The 19,213-nt window shown below is 44.2% G+C and carries 20 protein-coding genes; 11 read left to right on the forward strand and 9 right to left on the reverse strand.

Features of this window, described 5'->3' with window-relative positions; translation table 11 throughout:
- Positions 1-254 precede the first annotated feature (254 nt).
- From OQJ75_RS04570 to OQJ75_RS04620, 11 genes are all read left to right on the forward strand, one after another.
- Positions 255-1,631: an O-antigen ligase family protein gene (locus OQJ75_RS04570; protein WP_265971534.1), complete on the forward strand. Its 1,377-nt coding sequence runs from the start codon at positions 255-257 to the stop codon at positions 1,629-1,631.
- Positions 1,632-1,723: 92 nt separating this feature from the next.
- The gene (locus tag OQJ75_RS04575; protein ID WP_248390670.1) at positions 1,724-2,509 is read left to right on the forward strand and encodes an acyltransferase; all 786 of its coding nucleotides are present in this window, start codon (positions 1,724-1,726) and stop codon (positions 2,507-2,509) included.
- Complete coding sequence (locus tag OQJ75_RS04580; protein WP_248390673.1) at positions 2,502-3,620, forward strand: glycosyltransferase; 1,119 nt, start codon at positions 2,502-2,504, stop codon at positions 3,618-3,620. Before OQJ75_RS04575 ends, OQJ75_RS04580 begins: the two co-directional genes overlap by 8 nt.
- Positions 3,617-5,041, forward strand: a complete 1,425-nt coding sequence (locus OQJ75_RS04585) for a GumC family protein (RefSeq protein ID WP_265971531.1) — start codon at positions 3,617-3,619, stop codon at positions 5,039-5,041. Before OQJ75_RS04580 ends, OQJ75_RS04585 begins: the two co-directional genes overlap by 4 nt.
- 341 nt (positions 5,042-5,382) lie before the next feature.
- Positions 5,383-6,483, forward strand: coding sequence for a glycosyltransferase (locus OQJ75_RS04590; RefSeq protein ID WP_265971530.1), 1,101 nt, complete (start codon positions 5,383-5,385; stop codon positions 6,481-6,483).
- Positions 6,480-7,667: a glycosyltransferase family 2 protein gene (locus OQJ75_RS04595; protein WP_265971528.1), complete on the forward strand. Its 1,188-nt coding sequence runs from the start codon at positions 6,480-6,482 to the stop codon at positions 7,665-7,667. The genes OQJ75_RS04590 and OQJ75_RS04595 overlap by 4 nt, the downstream gene beginning before the upstream one ends.
- 9 nt (positions 7,668-7,676) lie before the next feature.
- Positions 7,677-8,336 (forward strand): sugar transferase, encoded by a 660-nt coding sequence (locus OQJ75_RS04600; protein WP_265971526.1) that lies wholly within the window; start codon positions 7,677-7,679, stop codon positions 8,334-8,336.
- A 216-nt stretch (positions 8,337-8,552) separates the two neighbouring features.
- On the forward strand, positions 8,553-9,431 hold the full coding sequence (locus OQJ75_RS04605; protein WP_265971525.1) for a LysR family transcriptional regulator: 879 nt from the start codon (positions 8,553-8,555) through the stop codon (positions 9,429-9,431).
- A 99-nt stretch (positions 9,432-9,530) separates the two neighbouring features.
- Positions 9,531-10,664: an efflux RND transporter periplasmic adaptor subunit gene (locus tag OQJ75_RS04610; RefSeq protein WP_265971523.1), complete on the forward strand. Its 1,134-nt coding sequence runs from the start codon at positions 9,531-9,533 to the stop codon at positions 10,662-10,664.
- 10 nt (positions 10,665-10,674) lie between these two features.
- Positions 10,675-13,794 carry an efflux RND transporter permease subunit gene (locus OQJ75_RS04615; protein WP_265971637.1) on the forward strand — a complete coding sequence of 1,040 codons (3,120 nt, stop codon included), beginning with the start codon at positions 10,675-10,677 and terminating at the stop codon, positions 13,792-13,794.
- A gap of 2 nt (positions 13,795-13,796) precedes the next feature.
- Positions 13,797-15,299 carry an efflux transporter outer membrane subunit gene (locus OQJ75_RS04620; protein ID WP_265971521.1) on the forward strand — a complete coding sequence of 501 codons (1,503 nt, stop codon included), beginning with the start codon at positions 13,797-13,799 and terminating at the stop codon, positions 15,297-15,299.
- 117 nt (positions 15,300-15,416) lie between these two features.
- On the opposite strand, the gene OQJ75_RS04625 is transcribed toward OQJ75_RS04620, so the two are convergent.
- From OQJ75_RS04625 to OQJ75_RS04665, 9 genes are all read right to left on the reverse strand, one after another.
- Positions 15,417-15,632: a DUF6434 domain-containing protein gene (locus OQJ75_RS04625; RefSeq protein WP_004733815.1), complete on the reverse strand. Its 216-nt coding sequence runs from the start codon at positions 15,630-15,632 to the stop codon at positions 15,417-15,419.
- A 34-nt stretch (positions 15,633-15,666) separates the two neighbouring features.
- Positions 15,667-15,999: a YnfA family protein gene (locus tag OQJ75_RS04630; RefSeq protein ID WP_004733816.1), complete on the reverse strand. Its 333-nt coding sequence runs from the start codon at positions 15,997-15,999 to the stop codon at positions 15,667-15,669.
- A 125-nt stretch (positions 16,000-16,124) separates the two neighbouring features.
- Positions 16,125-16,574, reverse strand: a complete 450-nt coding sequence (locus OQJ75_RS04635; RefSeq protein ID WP_017080506.1) for a DUF3291 domain-containing protein — start codon at positions 16,572-16,574, stop codon at positions 16,125-16,127.
- 63 nt (positions 16,575-16,637) lie between these two features.
- On the reverse strand, positions 16,638-16,919 hold the full coding sequence (locus OQJ75_RS04640; RefSeq protein WP_265971515.1) for a hypothetical protein: 282 nt from the start codon (positions 16,917-16,919) through the stop codon (positions 16,638-16,640).
- A gap of 59 nt (positions 16,920-16,978) precedes the next feature.
- A complete protein-coding gene (locus OQJ75_RS04645; RefSeq protein ID WP_102474876.1) occupies positions 16,979-17,311 on the reverse strand; it encodes a hypothetical protein in 333 nt (110 codons plus the stop codon).
- A 110-nt stretch (positions 17,312-17,421) separates the two neighbouring features.
- A complete protein-coding gene (locus OQJ75_RS04650) occupies positions 17,422-17,874 on the reverse strand; it encodes a hypothetical protein (protein WP_265971514.1) in 453 nt (150 codons plus the stop codon).
- A gap of 16 nt (positions 17,875-17,890) precedes the next feature.
- Positions 17,891-18,313, reverse strand: coding sequence for a hypothetical protein (locus tag OQJ75_RS04655; RefSeq protein WP_265971513.1), 423 nt, complete (start codon positions 18,311-18,313; stop codon positions 17,891-17,893).
- 208 nt (positions 18,314-18,521) lie between these two features.
- Positions 18,522-19,004 carry an AAA family ATPase gene (locus tag OQJ75_RS04660; protein ID WP_265971512.1) on the reverse strand — a complete coding sequence of 161 codons (483 nt, stop codon included), beginning with the start codon at positions 19,002-19,004 and terminating at the stop codon, positions 18,522-18,524.
- Positions 19,001-19,207 (reverse strand): hypothetical protein, encoded by a 207-nt coding sequence (locus tag OQJ75_RS04665; RefSeq protein WP_265971511.1) that lies wholly within the window; start codon positions 19,205-19,207, stop codon positions 19,001-19,003. The genes OQJ75_RS04660 and OQJ75_RS04665 overlap by 4 nt, the downstream gene beginning before the upstream one ends.
- Between the last annotated feature and the right edge of the window lie 6 nt (positions 19,208-19,213).

Below are 19,213 nucleotides of genomic sequence, written 5' to 3' on the forward strand. Positions count from 1 at the left end.
TAAGTCCCTTGCGTACTTAATAACAGATCATGTTGACTTGATGAGTTAGGTACTTTAATCCGTTTTATACTGATTCTCAAAATGACAAAACTCACCTCAAGGCTACGCTCTCACTTAATAATCCATCAGTAAATCAGTTATTTAAATAAAATGCATAACTGGCACTCACTTTGCAATATTTAACGTCAGGCGTAACTACGCCTTAAAAAATTGCGAGCGAGTCATGAAGAGTTTATTTGCGAAGAGAGGTCAGAATGGTCAATCCTGAAGCCAATAGATTGCCAGTCATCATCACGATTAGCACCTTGTGTGTTGGGCTTGGTGTTGTTTGGTACTTTGTGCCTCACCCTGCTGTCATTGTGGCGCTCGCTCTTCTGCCACTAGCTGGTTTATTCGTCTTAAACAAGACCTTCTGGCTAGTCCTATTGTTCGTTGTCTTTTCATTTTTCCGAATTCACGAAGCCATACCTCAACTCTACTCGTTAAAAATACCGCTGATGCTTTCATTGGGTGCTCTGTCAGCTCTGCTCTGGCATACGTTAATCAGTAAAGAGCTTAAAATCTTCTGGCACCCTTGTCTAAATTGGCTCGCGATATTTTGGGTATTGGTTTTCATTGGCATTATCTTCGCGTCTAACAGGCCCATAGCACTAGCGGAATTCAAAGGCGTTTATTGGAAAATAATCGTGATGACACTTGCGATTACTTGGTTAGTAAACACCACAGAAAATCTCGCAAAAACCGCGATGACGATTATCTACGCAGGCGCTTTAGTCAGTTTTATTGCCGTCTATAACTCAGTCAATGGTATCGGGCTTGTTGAAGGCTCACGCGTGACTATTGGCCGCGACTTTGGCTCTATGTTAGGTGACCCGAACGACCTAGCACTGGTACTGATGTTCCCACTCGCCTTTACGATAAGCCAAGCCACTACGTCTGGCATCTCAAGGTCCAAACGTTTAATCAGTGGCTTAGTTTGCTTGTTATTGCTCGCCGCCATTATTGCCACTCAAAGCCGTGGCGGATTACTGGGTTGTATTGCCGTTATTGGTATTTTTGCGTGGAAATTAGTGCGATCTAAAGTTCTCTTAATCTCGGTAGGAACTGTCGCAGCCGTGGTGCTCTATTTGGTTGCCGGAATATCAGACAGATCTTCCGGTGGTGCCGCTGAACAAGGTATCGATGAATCGGCAATGGGGCGAATCTATGCATGGGAAGCAGCAGTGAAAATGGCAGTAGAGAACCCACTGACTGGGGTTGGGCTCAACAACTTCTTCTCGAACTACTTCTTTTATAGCTCGCACTGGGACGGACTGAATCACGCCGTTCACAGTACTTGGTTTGGTGTGCTAGCAGAGACCGGCTTTATTGGTCTGATCATTTTTGTCTGCCTTATCGTTTCTTTGATTAAAACCTCTCGCTCTACGCTAGCTCGATTAAAAAACTCGTCCACAGAAATCGCACCCGAGCTCAATTCGGTCGCCTATGCGATCTATGCAGGTCTGATTGGAACAATCGTTTCGGGTACATTTTTAACTCAAGGCTTCAACTGGCCGATTTATATCCTCGCAGCACTCACAGTTTGCGTCTCAAACGTATCTCAAACTGCCTGTCAAAATGAGAAAACCTAAAAGCTACATTTTAACTTATTGAAATTATTGTATTTATTAAATGGCACAATATATGAAAGTACTTCTATATAACAAAAAAGAGGATTTTCATTATGACGTCAGTATCTATACATCAATTCAAACATTGGCTTAAGTTTCATCCTAATTCTCGAATTAGAAATGTGTTTTTCATTTTGAAAGACATCAGAAGCGCAGAGCTACCTACCCCTCAAATACTTAATCGTTGCCTATATCAAGCGCACAAGCTAGTGGTGAATTTGGTTTCTGGCTTTACGCGATTCTTCTACTGGACACCGGCTTTCAAAGGTCGTGTGGCTCAATGTGGCAAACGCCTGTATTTGTATGGCGGTCTGCCTTTTGTCAGCGGTCCGGTGCAAATTACGATTGGAGACAACTGCCGTATCTCTGGGCACACTACATTCTCGGGTTGTACTCAGCCACTTGAAGGCTTGGAACACCCACTATTGTCAATTGGTAACAATGTCGACATCGGCTGGCAGTCGACTATCGCTGTTGGCGGTAAAGTTGTTATCTCTGACAACGTACGAATCGCTGGCGGCGCGTTCCTATTTGGATACTCTGGACACCCACTTGATGCAAAACGCCGAGCACTAGGTGAAGGCGATGACCCTCAGCAAATCGGCGACATCATTCTTGAACCCGATGTGTGGCTAGGCACTAATGTTACGGTTAAAGGTGGCGTAACCATAGGCGAAGGTGCCGTAATAGCCGCAGGCAGCGTAGTAACAAAGAACATCCCTGCCTTTGCAATCGCAGGCGGTAACCCAGCTCGAGTTGTCGGTCACATTAAATCTGTTGAAGTGACTGAATCCGATGTGTTTGATTCGTTAGAGACTCATGGAGGTGACCATGCGTGATTTAATCGTATTTGGTGAAGACTTTGGTGGCCTACCTTCATCGACTCAACATTTAGTTCGTCACCTTGCCAAGGAACACAAAGTCTTATGGGTCAACTCTATTGGCCTAAGACAACCGAAGCTGTCCACTAAAGATGCAACACGAGCGTTCAACAAATTGTTTGGCAAGACCAAAGCCGTTACTCAAAACATGCTCGACTCTGACGGCCACGACAACATTACTATCGTTAACTTAAAGACAATCCCTGCGCCTGCTTCTAAATTTTCTAGACAGTTGGCTCAGCAAATGATGTTGCACCAACTAAAACCGGTTATTGCGGAGCTTAATCTTAACGAGCCTATCCTATGGACTTCTCTTCCGACCGCTGTTGATTTGTGCGGACACTTAGGCGAGTCATCTGTGGTTTATTACTGCGGTGATGATTTTAGCGCGCTGGCTGGTGTTGATCATGACACCGTTGCACAGCACGAATCAGAGTTAATCGATAAAGCGACGCTTATATTCGCGGCTAGCAAAAAATTGATGGATAAATTTCCAAAGCATAAATCGCACTTGCTACCACATGGTGTCGACGTAGACCTATTTTCAACACCCGCACCCAGAGCGAATGATTTACCAAGCAACCACCGCCCTATTGCTGGTTTTTATGGCAGCCTTTCTAAATGGCTGGATTATGAAATGATTGGTCAAGTTGCGAATGCGATGCCGGAATGGGACTTTGTTTTCATTGGTCCAAACGAGCTTGATACGCTCATGCTGCCTAAGTTGAGTAACGTACATTACCTTGGCCCACGTCCACACCACACGCTACCAAGCTATTCCCAACACTGGGATGTGAGCTTGCTGCCGTTTGTTGATAACGAGCAGATCCGAGCTTGTAGCCCACTCAAACTAATGGAATACCTTGCGGCGGGCACACCCATTATCACAACACCGTTCCCTGCTTTGGTTCCATACCAAGAGCACGTGACCACGGTTGGCAGTACGAACCAAATGATTTGGGCGCTTGATCATGCACGCCAGCTAAGCAATTCACCTATCTCTGTCGTCGAACAAGAAAGCTGGCAAAACCGTGGTAACTTCGTACATTGGATGTTGGAGCTATTATGAATAATCTGAAATTGCGGTTATTAGTTATCATCAATGCGATGTGGCGCCAACGCTACGTTATCGTTCTTCCAATGCTTATTTTGCCCTTTGTAGGCTTTGGTGTGAGCAAGTTGGCTCCTACTAAATATGACGCGCATACCAGTATGTTGATTCAAGAAACGGCCAAGATGAATCCATTCTTGGAAGACATCGCCGTTTCGACCATGCTCAAAGACCGACTTAATGCATTGAGAACACTGCTTCACAGTCGACATGTGCTTTACTCGGTCGCTGATGAACTGCAATTAACCACGCCAGATATGCCTGAAATTGAGAAACAAGAGATCATTACAGACCTGTCTCAGCGTCTATCGGTGACTCAGCTTGGAAAAGACTTTTTAAAGATAAGCTTAACGTCTAACACATCAAATGGAATGGAAGCGACGCTTCGATCGGTGAGTGAACATTTCATTGAACAATTACTTGCGCCGGAACGTTCGTCGATTGAAGACTCAAGTGACTTCTTGAAAATTCATATAGACAAACGTAGCGCAGAGCTTGCAGAAGCAGAAGAAGCGCTAGCCGCATACATGAATGAAAATGTGCAATCGACACCTGAGGTACAAAGTCAAAGCTTGAATCGCTTAGCTTCACTCAAGCAAACACTGGCGGAAAAAGAGGCCGAGTTATCGGGAGTTGAAAAAAGCTTAGGATCAATCGACCAGCAACTTTCAAGAACCAACCCTGTGATCGGTAAACTAGAAGACCAAATCATCGACATTCGCAGCGACCTTACCTTGTTACAAGCTAAATACACGGACAAACACAGTGCTGTACAAGCTAAAGTCCGTGAATTAGACAGACTTGAAAATGAGCGAAAGAGTTTGCTCGAGGTAACCCAGCCAACGATGAACAGCGATCAGCTTTGGGACATCGCAAGCAGCACGACACTGAACAAGCTTTCTGATACCCAACCTCTTCTGGTCACTCAATTACACAGCCTACAACTGGTTCGTGCTCGCTTTGAGTCTTTAACTGAAGAGACCAAAAGCCTTCGTACTATGATTTTCGAATTAGAACACAAGGCCAATAACTTCGGCGAAAATGCAAAAGAGATGTACCGCCTTAAACGTCAAGTTGAAATCAAGCGTCAGCTATCCGATGAACTGACAGAGCGTTATGAAATGGCTCAGCTAACGGGTTCGCTTGGTGTATTCGAGCAGAACAAACGTGTGAAGATTATCGATTTGCCCTTTACACCGAGTGTCAAATCTAACATGCCGACTTTTGTCTTTATTCTGGCTGGATTCGTAGCAGGTATCGGATTGGGTATTGGCTTGGCTGTGTTGTTCGAGCTGTTTGATTCTTCAATCAAACGCAAAGACGAAATTGAAGAGATCTTGGGTGTTCCTGTGATTACCGTTATCCCTAAAATGAGTTAGTCAACTCTAGAAAATCAAAGCTTAACCCAGATTTTTTCCTATCAGAAAACGCCAACACTCGCTTGGCGTTTAGTTTGTTTAAAGCCCCAAGTTTTAACGCCAATTTCGATTTACCCAAGCTCTATGGTTCAAACTGCCATTCAATCGTATTTTGTTTTGATTCCCATTTTGAGAAATGAAAACCACCTTAAAACCAAATCACATAAGCAATTGAAATATAAAGATTATTTAATTGGCACAACTCCTGCAATCTCATGTTGTAGTTAAACGTTTTAAAGAATTTTCTTCAAGAGAAACGTCAGGAAAGGCGAAACAAGAATTATAAAGGCAGGGTCCAAATTATGAATACGCATTTAACGAAGCATGGCAAAAAGATCATACATGTTGTTCAGCACCTTGCTCCAGGTGGATTAGAAACCCTCACTCTGGATTTACTTCGCCTTGCTAAACCAACTGACCAAGTATTAATTGTCAGCTTAGAAGGCACAAAACAACAGTCGATCAACAACTGGCCGAAGCTAGAGCCATACAAAGAGCAGATCGTCTTTTTGGATAAAGCTCCGGGCGTACAATTCAATATCATTGTTAAGCTAATCAAAGCATTCAATGCGATTCGCCCTGATGTTGTTCATACCCATCATATTGGCCCATTGTTGTACGCTGGTTATGCCGCTCGCGTAACAGGGGTTCCAACTCGAATCCATACCGAACATGACGCTTGGCATCTTAACAACAACAAACGTCGTCGATTACAAGCGCTTGCTCTAAAGGCCGCTCAACCAACGTTAGTTGCTGACGCAACACGTGTTTATAACCAACTACGCACCGCTTTTTCTTATGAGAACATCATTACCATCAAAAATGGCGTGGATTGTGAGAAGTTTAAGCCAACGTCTAAAGAGCAGGCGAGAGCAAATCTAAACCTGCCGACAGACAAACACATCATCGGTTGTGCAGGACGATTAGAACATGTCAAAGGCCAAGACCAACTCATTAAAGCACTGACTCTTCTACCTAAAAACATGGTTGTCGCATTTGCTGGCGGCGGTACGAAGCGCAATCAACTAGAGCAAATTACTAGCCGCTTGAATCTAAGTGAGCGAGTCATTTTTCTAGGCTTAGTTGAAGATATGACCACGTTTTACGGAGCGTTGGATACCTTCTGCCTACCTTCACGTCATGAAGGGCTGCCGCTTTCTACACTCGAAGCTCAAGCGTGCAATATCCCAACCGTCGCAATGGATGTTGGCGCTGTCGATGAAACCTTATGCCCTATCAGCGGAACGCTCGTTAAAAAAGGCAGTATCACGGGATTAGCCAATGCGTTGTTAGAGAATCAAAATGAACGCTTTTTGTCACCTCGACGCTACGTTCTTGAGAACTTCGACATCATCAAAATGGTTTCGTCTTACAACGACATCTCAGAAGGAGCTTACGCATGATTGATTGGTTGCTTGCGGGACTGTGTTTGTTCTCTGGCGCGTTGATTGTCTATCATCACGCAGCCTACCCTTTGTTATTGCGTTGGTATGCGAAAGGCCACCCTGCACGTCAAGTTGAAGAGAGCCATCGTTGTTACAAAGATGAGCAGCAAGATTGTACGTTACCGACTATCACCATTCTTGTTCCCGCCTTTAATGAGGAACAATGGATAGCAGACAAGATTCGTAATCTCGCTTCGTTAGATTACCCAAAAAAGAAGCTGGAAGTGATCATCGCTTGTGATGGCTGTACCGATAAAACCGTCGATATCGCTCAGATGACCATCCAAGAAGCAATGTGCAGTGACGTTTATTTTGAGATACATGACCATCAATTAAACCGAGGTAAAGTCGCGGTTGTTAATGAAGAAGTGACACGTATAACCAGTGACATTACAGCGATGAGTGATGTATCTGCCCTTATTTCATTGGATGCCTTGCTTATTGCCGCCGCTCACTTTGAAAGTGACAAGGTTGGAGTGGTAAACGCAACGTACCAGCTTTGCCCAACAGGAAATGAAGGCGAAAACACCTACTGGCAATACCAAACCGCCGTTAAAGAGTCTGAGGCTTCGTTAGGTTCTAGCTTGGGTTCTCATGGCGCTTTCTACTTGTTTAGAACACACCTGTTTGAACTGCTTCCACACAATACTATTAATGATGATTTCATCTTACCGATGCAAATCGTTAAACAAGGTTACATCGCAGAATACGAAACCCAAATGGTGGCATTAGAACTAGAAGAATCGAACCTAGAAACGGACTTCAAAAGAAGACTTCGTATTTCAGCGGGCAACATGCAGCAAGCGATTCGATTATTTGGTTTGTTTAGCCCGAAGTTCAAAGGTATCGCGTTTGCGTTCTTCTCAGGAAAAGGACTTCGCCTACTCACTCCATATTTAATGATTGTTTGCTTAGTGTGCTCAATCTTACTTAGCAACTACTTGGTATTTGAAGCGCTATTATGGGCTCAAGTTGCTGTTTATACCATTGGCGTACTTGGCTGCATCTTGCCAAAGCGTCTAGTAAACAAACCTATTTCATTAATCTCTTATTTGATAGTTGGACACTATGCCAACTTCATTGGTGGCATTCGTTACCTAATCGGACTAGAAAACTCACCTTGGACACGAGCGAATCATTAAGGACTTATTATGATGAACATTGAACAGCTATCTACTCAAAACCTATACCAGTACAAAATCTCACGTGCTAAACGTACTTTCGATTTCGTAAGCTCACTGATTGCTTTGATTTTGCTAGCACCCGTATTTCCGTTGATTGCGATGGCGATTGCACTCACTTCTCGTGGCCCTATTTTCTACCGTCAACTGCGTGTTGGTAAATCGACACCGGAGAAAATGGAAATTTTTGAAATCATGAAGTTCCGTAGCATGTACGAAGATGCAGAAACTCGCTCTGGTGCAGTTTGGGCTACCGCGAATGACCCACGAATCACACCCGTTGGCCGCTTTTTGAGAAAGACGCGTCTTGATGAACTGCCACAACTGATCAATGTATTGAAAGGTGAAATGTCTCTAATTGGCCCACGCCCTGAACGCCCTACTTTTTACACCAAACTAGAGAACGAAATCCCTTACTTTGCTGACCGTACATATGGCGTAATGCCTGGTATCACGGGGCTTGCACAAGTGAATCAAGGTTACGACACTTGTATTGATGATGTACGTCGTAAAGTGGGTTTTGACCACAGTTACGCACTAAGCCTATGTTCTGTTAAGTCTTGGATTGCCGCAGATCTCAGCATCATCTCTAAAACAATCATCGTAATGATAGATGGTCGAGGTCGCTAAGCCAGTATGGTTTAAGGTGAGAGAACAAGCTGCTAAGTCCAACATCAAAAATAGAGCGGTCTGCCCAATGTGAACACAAAGCCAGCTTTGATAATGATTTATCAGCTGGCTTTTTGCTGCCTCAAAACAAGCCAAAATCAAGAACGCTTCGATTTTAAAATCCAATTAGTATACGATGCCAACATATTGTTCTAAAAACGATTAAATGCCGTTGTTATGAAAATCGAAGATCTAAAGCTATTTACCACCGTTGTTGAACTGGGTAGTTTTACTGCCGCTGCCAATGCACTCGACCTTCCTCGTGCTAATGTTAGCCGGAGAATTAACGACCTTGAGAAGTCTCTCGGCATTCAATTGTTCTTTAGAACCACTCGCAGCCTTTCCTTAACTAAATCTGGTGAGTTGTATTATAAAGAATTACTCAATGCGTTAAGTGCGCTCGACAAAGCGAACCATATCGCCTCGAATCTATCAGAAGTTGCACACGGACAAGTTAAGATTGGCCTGTTGCCAGAAACCAGCGACATCATGCAATCGACACTGTTTAAATTCCAAGATATGTACCCAAAAATTGAGCTTGATATTCGTACGATCAGCAATGGTTTTGTCGATATGTACCGACAAGGTTTAGATCTCGCGATGCACGGTGGTACTTTAAGTGACGCGAACGTAGTAGCGCGCAAAGTAATGATTTTACAACGTGTTTTTGTCGCAAGTCCTGATTTTCTAGAGAAAGAAGGCACACCTTCAAGCTTAAGAGAGATCACCCACTACCCCTTTGTTTGCTTTAGATGGCCAAGCGGTGATATCGACAAGCAATGGGATATCAAAGATCACATCATCAAGGTCGAGCCTTCGGTCGTGAGTGACAGTATCGGCTTCGTGATCGGTGGCGCGACACGTCACAGAGGGATCGCATTGCTACCAGAAATCTTGGTACGACAACAACTCAAAGACGGAACCTTGATAAACCTATTCCCTGACGAGAATCTTCAAAAAGAAGAAGCATGGCTACTCTACCCGCAACGCAAAGCGCTGAGTCATTCTGCTCAACTTTTGATTGATTTTCTATTACAAGAACTTCCAAATCTTTAGTTATTGTAATGAATTTTATGACAGTGTTTCGCGAATAGACTAGATTATCTAGACATCACTGAAAGATAGAATTACTCCATAAATTGACAGGAGTAATCCATGAAGCCTATATCTCAACAATCGTCTATCTTTCAGCAGACACCTACGTTTAAGCGCTCACCAATTCTTAAACAGACGGTCATTGCACTAAGCCTAGTCTCTCTTTTTGGCTGCAATGACTCTGAGGCGACGATAGCTCAAAAACAAACTCGACCAATTCAAGTGATCCAACTTGAGCCTCTTTCTCATCAAGTTGAAAAATCCTTCACGGGTAAATTACAATCATCAGAAACGGCTGGTGTCGCCTTTCGTGTGCCTGGCACTATTCAAAACGTCATGGTCTCGGTTGGTGATTCAGTTAAGAAAGGCCAACCTTTGGCACAACTCGATCCGCACGATTACCAAGTAGCATTGGAAGAGTTACAAGCCCGCTCTCTTGAAGCAAAATCCGCACACAAGCTGGCTAAGACTGAACTTACACGAGTGAAACAAGCCATTGCTGACAACGCGATTGCTGATGTTAATCTGGACCGTGCAATCAGCGGGTACGAAAGAAGTGAAGCGGCGGTTAAAGTGGTTGAACAAAACATACGCCGCGCAAAAGATTCGATTCGTTATACCGAACTGCTCGCGCCATTCGACGGCGTGGTCGCGGCATCTAACTTCGATCAGTTTGAACAAGTCCTGCCGGGCATTTCAGTTTTCACCATCCACAACCCTGATCAGCTTGAAGTTAAAATCCAAGTCCCAGAAAACTTGATTCATGAATTCCAACCGAATCAAACCGCGGGTATCAACTGGTATGGTTCAGAGGAAAAACTGATTGGGCACGCCACTGAAATTGCGACGTCACCTCACCCTATTAAGCAGACTTATTCGGTTACTTACCATGTAGAGTCAGCCGACAAATCTGTATTGCCGGGGAAAGCCGTTACACTCACGACTCAACTTGGCGAACCAACCAATAATTTCTGCTTACCGTATTCAGCGATCGTGAACCAATCGGGCATTGAGCAAGTTTTCACCCTTCAAAACGAACAAGCGCATGGCGTGACTGTGGAAGTAGTGTCGATGTCTCAAAATACTGTGTGTGTCGAATCTACACTCAGCGATGGTGATTTCGTCGTGGTGAGCGGTGCTCAATACGTCATAGAAGGCCAACACTTCTCTGATATTCAAGTTAAGAGCCTGTAGGTAAATCATGATGAATCTAGCTGATTTTGCGATAAAACAACGCACCTTCATCCTGTTTTTCACTGCATTGAGTGTAATTGCGGGCCTGTTTTCTTACTTTGATCTTGGCAAGCTCGAAGATCCAAGCTTCACCATCAAAACGGCCGTGGTAGTAACCCTCTACCCTGGCGCTTCTGCAGAAGAAGTGGAGCAACAAGTCACCGATACCGTGGAAACCAAACTGCAAGAAATGGGTTCATTGAACCGACTGCGTTCACTGTCTCGTCCAGGCATGTCGATGGTATTTGTTGACTTAAAGGAGTCTCTTAATTCAAAAGCACTTCCTCAAGAGTGGGACTTGTTGCGTCGTAAAGTGTCTGACATGAAGCTGTTACTGCCTTCGGCGGCACAGATCAGTGTCGTACAGGATGAGTTTTCTGAAGTCTACGGAATGCTTTTTTCTATCCACAGTACGGATGCATCGCCTGCTGAACTAAGACGTTACGCAGAAGAGTTACAACGACGCATCAAAACCGTCGATGGCATTAAGAAGATTGAGTTACATGGTGTTCAGCCACGTGTTGTCCACATCAACATCCCAGATGAAAGATTGGCACAATACGGCCTATCTATCACGCAAGTTTGGTCACAACTCAATACTCAGAACATGACCTTTGACGCGGGCAAGTTTTCAGCTGGCACTGAGCGTATTCGTGTTCAACAGTCGAGCGAGTTTGGTTCATTAGATGACATTAAAAACCTGATGATCAAAGGCGGCGTGAGTGAATTTGGAACCAGCTTAATCCGTTTGGGCGATATCGCAGACATCACAATGGGCTACCAAGAGCCACTGATGACAGAGAACCGCTACAACGGCGTACCTGCAGTTACATTGGCAATGAGTCCTGTTGCGGGCGTTAACGTGGTATCGCTTGGCGATGAAATCCACCAGATCGTCAGTGATTTCCAAGCAACTCTACCGTTAGGCGTCGATATCTCGACAGTTGCAAACCAGCCGGAAGAAGTTCAGAAATCGATCGACAACTTCGTAAGCAACTTGCTTGAGAGTGTCGCGATTGTATTCATCGTCCTGTCCGTATTCATGGGGCTAAAAAGCGCAACTATCGTTGGTTCAAGCTTGCTGCTGACTATCTTGTTAACGCTTATCTACATGAACATGGCTTCAATCGATTTACACCGAGTTTCGCTAGGTACGTTCATTCTTGCGCTCGGCATGTTGGTGGATAATGCCATTGTTATCACCGATATGATGATTGTGAAAATCAACAAAGGCATCGACCGCACCAAAGCCGCAATTGATTCTGTTAAAGAGACAGCAACACCACTCTTTGGCGCGACAGTTATCGCTATCATGGGTGCGAGCCCTGTTATCTTTTCAAAAACGGATGCCGCTGAGTTCGCTAGCTCAGTATTCCTTATCATCGCCTCTTCACTATTACTGTCTTGGCTAGTCGCGATGACGTTTACAGCCTTGATGTGTTGGTTCTTTATCAAACCAACCAAACAAGCTGACAACACCAAAGTGAGCTTATACCGTAAAAGCGTAAACTGGACAGTAGATAACCCACTCAAAGCACTTACGGGACTTATTCCACTGATTTTAGTGACGGCACTGGCTATCCCGAACATTGCGGTTAACTTTATTCCACAAGCCGACAGACCTATTCTGTTCTTAGATTACTGGCTACCAAATGGTGCCAAGGTTGAACAAACCTCAGAGGATATGAAACGCATCGAGCAATGGTTGTTAGAACAGCCGGAAGTCGACAGTATTTCAACGTACGTTGGCGCGGGTGCTCCACGTTTCTCAGTGACCATTGAACCAGAACCGTTTGACCCGGCTTACGGTCAGATCTTGATTAACGCTACGGATTTTCCATCACTTAGCCCGTTGATTGCACGTGGTGATAAATGGTTAATGGAAGAGTTTCCAAATGCAGACCCTCGCTTTATAAGCTTAAAATTGGCGACGGCGGATAAATTCAGTGTTGAAGCGCGTTTCTCCGGCCCGGATGTCGAAGTGCTTCACGGACTATCAAAGCAAGCGAAAGCTATATTTGCTCAACATCCAGACACCAAATACGTACGTGACGATTGGCGTCAAAAAAGCAAAGTGTTAGAACCTATCATTAACCAAGACAAGATGCGCCTTGCAGGTATTAACCGCGCAGACATTGCATTCGCGATAAAGCGCGCGTCAGAAGGTATGCCATTGGGTCGTATGAACTTGAACGATGAGTTGGTCACGATTCAACTGCGCGGGACAGAAAGCTCAATTCAATCACTTGAAACTCTGCCGGTTCGCTCTCTATTGGGCATACACAGCGTTCCACTCGGCCAAGTCATCGATGGGTTTGAGCTAACCAGTGAAGAGACCATGATTTGGCGTCGTGACCGAGTGAAAACCATCACTGCACAAGCTGGCGTTGGTCGTTACACCACACCTGCAGCAGTAAGAAACTCCGTTAAAGAGCAAATTGAATCAATCCACCTTCCAGATGGTTACCACTTGGAATGGGGTGGCGAATATTACGACGAGCATAAAGCGGTCAGCGATATTCTTAAGCAACTGCCTAAAGCAATGTTGTTGATGGTAATTATCTTAGTGGCGATGTTTAACGGCTTCAAACAGCCAGTGATCATCTTCACCACCCTACCGCTTGCGGCGACGGGTGCAACATTCAGTTTATTGTTGTTGGATAAACCATTCGGCTTCATGGCTCTGATTGGCGCGGTAACATTAACAGGTATGATCATCAAGAATGGCATCGTGTTGATGGACCAAATCGAGCTCGAACGTAAGAACGGTCGCTCACTGTCTGACGCAATCAAAGAAGCGACGGTGAACCGTACGATGGCGATCTCAATGGGCGCACTCACCACGGCACTTGGTATGATCCCATTGCTAAGCGATCTACTGTTTGACCAGATGGCAGCAACCATTATCGGTGGTTTGGCTGCGGCAACCGTGTTGTCTCTGTTTGTAATGCCTGCGCTGTACAAGCTTTTCTATCGAACTGAAGAAAAAAAGACAGTAGAGGAAGCCATCAAAGACGCAGTGATCGTGCTTGATGCAACGCCTCAATCTACAAACAGCGGCACTACAACCTCATTCAACAAGGAGCAATAAACATGTATCCATTAACAAAGTTTAAAGTGGCTCCTATTGCTCTCGCCTTGTTGCTGACAGGTTGTGCGGTTGGCCCTGATTACGTAGAACCACAAACGACCATGGCTGAAACGTTTCTATATAGTCAAGACGGTGTGAGCCATAATGAGACAAACCAACAACACAACCATTGGTGGACGCAGTTCAATGACCCAACGCTTAACCAGTTGGTGGCCGATGTTCAAAACCAAAACATCCCGCTCAAACTCGCTGCTGAACGAATCAACATGGCTAACTCATACAAGAGTGTCGTTGAATCTTTCAAAGTGCCAACTGTGAATGTTGGTGGTGGTTACTACAACTATCAATTAAGTGAGAACGACTCCCTACTCGGCCCTGTATTTGGCGCGTCTGACGCAGTTGAATCAGCCACAGGTATGTCGTTGCTTGAAGCACAACACGATGGTGGCTTTTTAGGCGCGAGCATTGCGTGGGAAATGGACTTGTTTGGACGTATCGACAGACAATCCAACGCAGCAACAATTCGAGTGGAACAAGCGGAGATCTTTCAATCGGGTTTGAACACCTTGATCACTGCAGATGTCATTCACAACTACCTGCAATATCGCGGTGCTCAAGAGCGAAAAGCAATCGCACTAGAAAACATTGCCGACCAAAAGCAAACCTTAGAATTGGTCACCAAAGTGGTTCGAAGTGGCTACGGCTCAGAGTTAGACCTAGCTCAAGCTAAAGCCATGCTTGCTGCGACTGAATCCATTGTTCCTCAACTTGAAATCGCAGAGCAAGTACACAAACAGCGCATGGCAGTGTTGTTAGGCGAATCACTTACGAGCGTGAACCAACGTTTAGCAGGTGAATTTACCTTGCCGCGAATGAACGATGTTATTCCGACAGGCTTACCTTCTGACTTGTTAGAACAACGGCCAGACATCCGTATTGCAGAACGAGAAATGGCAGCCATTAACGAAGAGCTTGGCGCAAGCATCGCCAATCGCTACCCCAAGTTCTTCCTAACGGGAACGCCAGGAGTATCCGCAGGAAGTTTTGATGACCTATTCAGTAGCGACTCATTCGGTTGGGCGGCATCTGCCGGTATCAGTTGGAATGTATTCGATGGTGGTCGAGGTGAAGCCATGGTTGAAATGAACGAAGCAAGGTTCCGTTCTGCAGCGCTTAACTACCAACACTCGGTAGACAGCGCCTTTGCAGAAGTCGATTCAAGCTTGTTTGCCTATGGTCGTAGCCAAGAAAACCAAAAGCGCATCGATGAAGCCACCCTTGCCGTTGATAACGCAGTGAGCAAGGCAAAGTCGCTCTACAAAGCGGGCCTCGTGGATTACCTGTCGGTGTTGGATGCACAAAGACAACAAAAAGCGATGCAAGATCGCCAAGTAGCCGCCAAGCTTCAAACCGCCAACACCACGATTGCAGTGTATAAAGCCTTAGGTGGCGATTGGAAAGTAGCTAATGAAACGCAGAGTGTTGAATTAGCTCACGCTAAGTAGGCTCGCTGTTCTCAGCTGAACGACGCAATCAGCATAATAAAAAATACCGCCGTTGATTACGGCGGTATTTTTATGAACTCGTTAACTGGCTAATAAGTTGACCAACAAGATAATCCGTTACTTTGTATCGTTACGCTTCGCCCACTCTTGTAAGGCATCACCCATAGTCAATCCTGTCGCATTGTTCATCCACTGCATAAAATCACGGTCAAATTTAAACTCTTCACCAAGCTTGGACTTAAAATATCGACGCACGTTCTGAGTCGTTTTGTAACTGTCCGTAATGACGGTACTGTCATCAATCTGATTCTTGTGCCAATCAACCTTTTTCATGGTTTAATCTCTTCCTGTCATCTCAATGCATGAATTATGCGTTTCGAGGACCAAACATAATAATCGCCATACCGAGTAGTGCAACCGAGCCACCAACCAGATCCCACGTTGTCGGCTTTTCGCCATCAACAAGCCACAACCATATTAGGGCAACAGAAATATACACACCGCCATAGGCTGCATAAACACGCCCTGTCGCGGTAGGATGAAGCGTCAATAACCAAGCAAATAACGCGAGGCTTATCGCAGCAGGAATCAATAACCAAATGCTCTTGTCTTCTCTCAACCAAAGATAAGGTAGATAACACCCTACAATCTCGGCGACCGCCGTAAGTACAAAAAGACCGACCGTTTTAAATTCAATCACAACTTACCTTTATCAATTTAAACGCAGAAAACACTATCGATGATCCATCCTACATCAACAACTCCCATACACCACAGATGCTCCTCTTTTAGTTTCAATGGAGCATAACGTTGGTTGGGCGAATGCTATTTTGGCGCTTCTGACTCTGTAAAATTGGTTTTAAAAGTGAAGGCATACGGCGTATCACCGATTTCTCTGAGGTGTTCAAGTCGCTCTATCGCTTCTTCGAGTGTAGGAATATGGTCTTCTTCGATCCACCAAAGAACATAAGTATCTTCAGGTAAACGATGAAACCAGTCCCCCTTTCGGCGCATGAAATCACGGTGATGTGTGCGGAACATGAAGTTCTTTAACGAATCCACAGAATCCCACACCGACATGTTCACAATCATATTAGGATCATCAAAAGCTTGGATGTTGGTGGCGTCACCAGATTCATCTTTCAGACGCCAAACAAACCCTTCACTGCTTTCTGCAATTCCATTAACCAACTCTAAGTTATCGACAAACTCTTTGATTTCCGGCGCATCTAACGGGTATTTAGCCAGAGCGATATTTAACTGAGCTAATTTCATAATGTTTCTTCCTTGATAAATTATGAGTAAAAAATTCAAACGCACCGACTAATACTAAGACAACTAAAGAACCGTCACGCCTTCAACTTCAATTACTGAGTTAACATTAGCGCGCTCGATTATCTTGAGTAACGTCGTTTGGATTAGCTCATTATCTCGGATTTCGGTTTCACAAGAAAAACGCTCTTCTTGGACACCATCGCCCTCACCCAGCATAAATTGAACTGCGACTTCCGTTGCGAGATCTTTAGTCACCCCGTAATACGCTAACGTGATTTTTGGGTATCCGTTGTCGCCTTTTTTAACCTGCTTCGCGATACGTTTTTTAGCTTTATCTAAATTCATACAACTTCCTTTTAAGGCTGAAACTAACATGAACAAACGTCTGATATTTCTTAGCTTTACTATAAAGCATTACCACATTCACTACATGATTTAATGGATGAAAATCCACTTTTTCTTCCGTTAGTTTTTCCACAAGAACCACAAAATTTCAAAGAGTGGACATTGTAAATAGACATTAAAGTAACAAGCGGAATCCAGACCAACAATTCTGGCCCATTACCACCTGAACAATAGATAAAACCAATCGCGAAGATACCAAACATAACAGACTCCAAAGTCCACAATGTTTGTTTGTACTTTGCATCTTTGATAATAAAAAACGTAAAAAATCCGATTAAACTACTGATAACCCCATAGACCGCAAATCCTATAAAGGCTTCTTGTTGATTCATAACTTTCCCTGTCCACATACCACTTTACGGTCCGAGCAACGCCACTGACCCAAAACCATATGACCTGAACATTAGCCAAACCTTAAACGAAAAATGCCAAGCCTCGTAAATCACTTTTGAGTTATCTGTTCGTTAGCGGTTTTCAAGGCCAGCTTTAAACCGTCCGTATCCTTACAACCAAGGTAAACATACTTTCCATTGCTTAAGCTTAACTTCAGCGCTGAACCTATCGATGCATTATACAACCAGCCATCGCTCAGCATTCGGATGCCTATACCTTGATACCACTTGCTTTGATAGAACGATGTCTCTGCAATGTCTGATACTTCTACATTCTTACGCCAAAAGCCAAAACCGAAATACCAGCTTAGTACATTGTCTTTGACTTCAATTGTCATAGAGAAAAAGAGCAAAGCAATTAAGCCGTTAATGGCGTGAGCGATTAATGTCTCAGGGTTGTTATCAGAGGTAATGACAATGAAAGCACTTATCGAAATAAGGATTAGCAGCAATCCCTTGTTGAATTCCTTACTATAAAACACGGTGACAACTCCTATCGACAACGAACTAGCCAAACAGCTATCTTACTGCGGCCTTTCTAAATAAACGTGGTAAGTAATGAAGGCATAACCCCACAACCAAGCCGAGTAGCATCGTTTTGACGCTACCAACCCAAAGTATCAAACCGGTATAGCCTTGTGCTGGCCCTAACTCATCTTTGTTAACCACATCTGTCAACATGAATCCGTTCCAAAACAAATGGAGCAGCGCTGTAAAGAAGTGCGCGCAAATTGCAACGGTTCCGAGTAACTCATATCTATCAGAAACGCTATCTCGGCAAAATAAGAAAACAAGTACAAAGGTAAAAATCAAAGGCGCAGACAACAACAACGACACCGTTATAACTTCGACGTAGCTTTGGCTTCCATAGATAAAAGTACGAAATATCATTGCCGTTGATAGTAATAGCGGAGCCAGCGCGACCCATGTCATTCTGTTCATTTCAGTTCCCTGTCTTAATAGTTGGTTTGATGAAAAATTCGATAATCGACAGGGAATGTTAATTACCAAAAATAGTGTAACTGGAGTGCAATTATCGCTCTACTACTCGATGGACAACTCAGACTTTCATAAACCCGATGTAACCTAAGGCTTAGAACACAAGCTAGATAACAAAAAAGCCACACACCTTCACGTCTAGTCGCATATCTTATTGAGCTTCCTGTTGAACCCAAACAACATTTTCGTTTGAAGTTGGAACCTCAAACCAAGACCAAAACAGATCTAACATTTCAGGTGTCATTTCATACGACTTACCATTGAGTTGCGAGTTACGGCTAAATGCCCTCTTCTTGCAAGTCTCAAACGGAACATCAAGGTAGTGAACTTCGCTGTCCACACCTAGTTTTGATGCCCAGCTTGTAAAAGAATCTCGGTCAGACTTACGCCAAAAACCAAAGTCAAAAATCACAGGAACACCCAAGGAAAAAAGCTGCATTGCAGACTCCTTGAATAACCCTTGTAGCGTAGCCAACCGGCGATCAAAAACTTCACGCTCCATATGTTCGCCATACAAAGGAATCATCCACTCATCGATCGAGAAACGAAAAGCCCCATGCTTTTCTGCAAGCGATTTAGAGTAAGTCGTCTTACCCGAGCCGATAAAGCCACACACGAAATAGATTTTAGTCATGATGCCCCTTTAGTCTCCTTGTTACGCATGATTCTATCTTTCAGAAGTGTACCAATACTGCTAACGACAAACGTAAAAGCAAACGCCACAATTGGTCGATAGAAATCAAACTCACCATCCATCATAAAAAAGTACTGATGAATGGCGACACCCAAACCAACACCTAATGCCAGCTTCAGATTCTTGAAAATTCCTTGATTCATGTTCAT

Source organism: Vibrio sp. 14G-20, assembly GCF_026241515.1.
Taxonomy (GTDB): Bacteria; Pseudomonadota; Gammaproteobacteria; order Enterobacterales; family Vibrionaceae; genus Vibrio.

Excerpts from the sequence above, each read along its gene's own strand:
- OQJ75_RS04570 (WP_265971534.1), top strand. The coding sequence starts at position 255 with ATGGTCAATCCTGAAGCCAATAGATTGCCAGTCATCATCACGATTAGC.
- OQJ75_RS04575 (WP_248390670.1), top strand. The coding sequence starts at position 1,724 with ATGACGTCAGTATCTATACATCAATTCAAACATTGGCTTAAGTTTCAT.
- OQJ75_RS04580 (WP_248390673.1), top strand. The coding sequence starts at position 2,502 with ATGCGTGATTTAATCGTATTTGGTGAAGACTTTGGTGGCCTACCTTCA.
- OQJ75_RS04585 (WP_265971531.1), top strand. The coding sequence starts at position 3,617 with ATGAATAATCTGAAATTGCGGTTATTAGTTATCATCAATGCGATGTGG.
- OQJ75_RS04590 (WP_265971530.1), top strand. The coding sequence starts at position 5,383 with ATGAATACGCATTTAACGAAGCATGGCAAAAAGATCATACATGTTGTT.
- OQJ75_RS04595 (WP_265971528.1), top strand. The coding sequence starts at position 6,480 with ATGATTGATTGGTTGCTTGCGGGACTGTGTTTGTTCTCTGGCGCGTTG.
- OQJ75_RS04600 (WP_265971526.1), top strand. The coding sequence starts at position 7,677 with ATGATGAACATTGAACAGCTATCTACTCAAAACCTATACCAGTACAAA.
- OQJ75_RS04605 (WP_265971525.1), top strand. The coding sequence starts at position 8,553 with ATGAAAATCGAAGATCTAAAGCTATTTACCACCGTTGTTGAACTGGGT.
- OQJ75_RS04610 (WP_265971523.1), top strand. The coding sequence starts at position 9,531 with ATGAAGCCTATATCTCAACAATCGTCTATCTTTCAGCAGACACCTACG.
- OQJ75_RS04615 (WP_265971637.1), top strand. The coding sequence starts at position 10,675 with ATGAATCTAGCTGATTTTGCGATAAAACAACGCACCTTCATCCTGTTT.
- OQJ75_RS04620 (WP_265971521.1), top strand. The coding sequence starts at position 13,797 with ATGTATCCATTAACAAAGTTTAAAGTGGCTCCTATTGCTCTCGCCTTG.
- OQJ75_RS04625 (WP_004733815.1), bottom strand. The coding sequence starts at position 15,632 with ATGAAAAAGGTTGATTGGCACAAGAATCAGATTGATGACAGTACCGTC.
- OQJ75_RS04635 (WP_017080506.1), bottom strand. The coding sequence starts at position 16,574 with ATGAAATTAGCTCAGTTAAATATCGCTCTGGCTAAATACCCGTTAGAT.
- OQJ75_RS04640 (WP_265971515.1), bottom strand. The coding sequence starts at position 16,919 with ATGAATTTAGATAAAGCTAAAAAACGTATCGCGAAGCAGGTTAAAAAA.
- OQJ75_RS04645 (WP_102474876.1), bottom strand. The coding sequence starts at position 17,311 with ATGAATCAACAAGAAGCCTTTATAGGATTTGCGGTCTATGGGGTTATC.
- OQJ75_RS04655 (WP_265971513.1), bottom strand. The coding sequence starts at position 18,313 with ATGAACAGAATGACATGGGTCGCGCTGGCTCCGCTATTACTATCAACG.
- OQJ75_RS04660 (WP_265971512.1), bottom strand. The coding sequence starts at position 19,004 with ATGACTAAAATCTATTTCGTGTGTGGCTTTATCGGCTCGGGTAAGACG.
- OQJ75_RS04665 (WP_265971511.1), bottom strand. The coding sequence starts at position 19,207 with ATGAATCAAGGAATTTTCAAGAATCTGAAGCTGGCATTAGGTGTTGGT.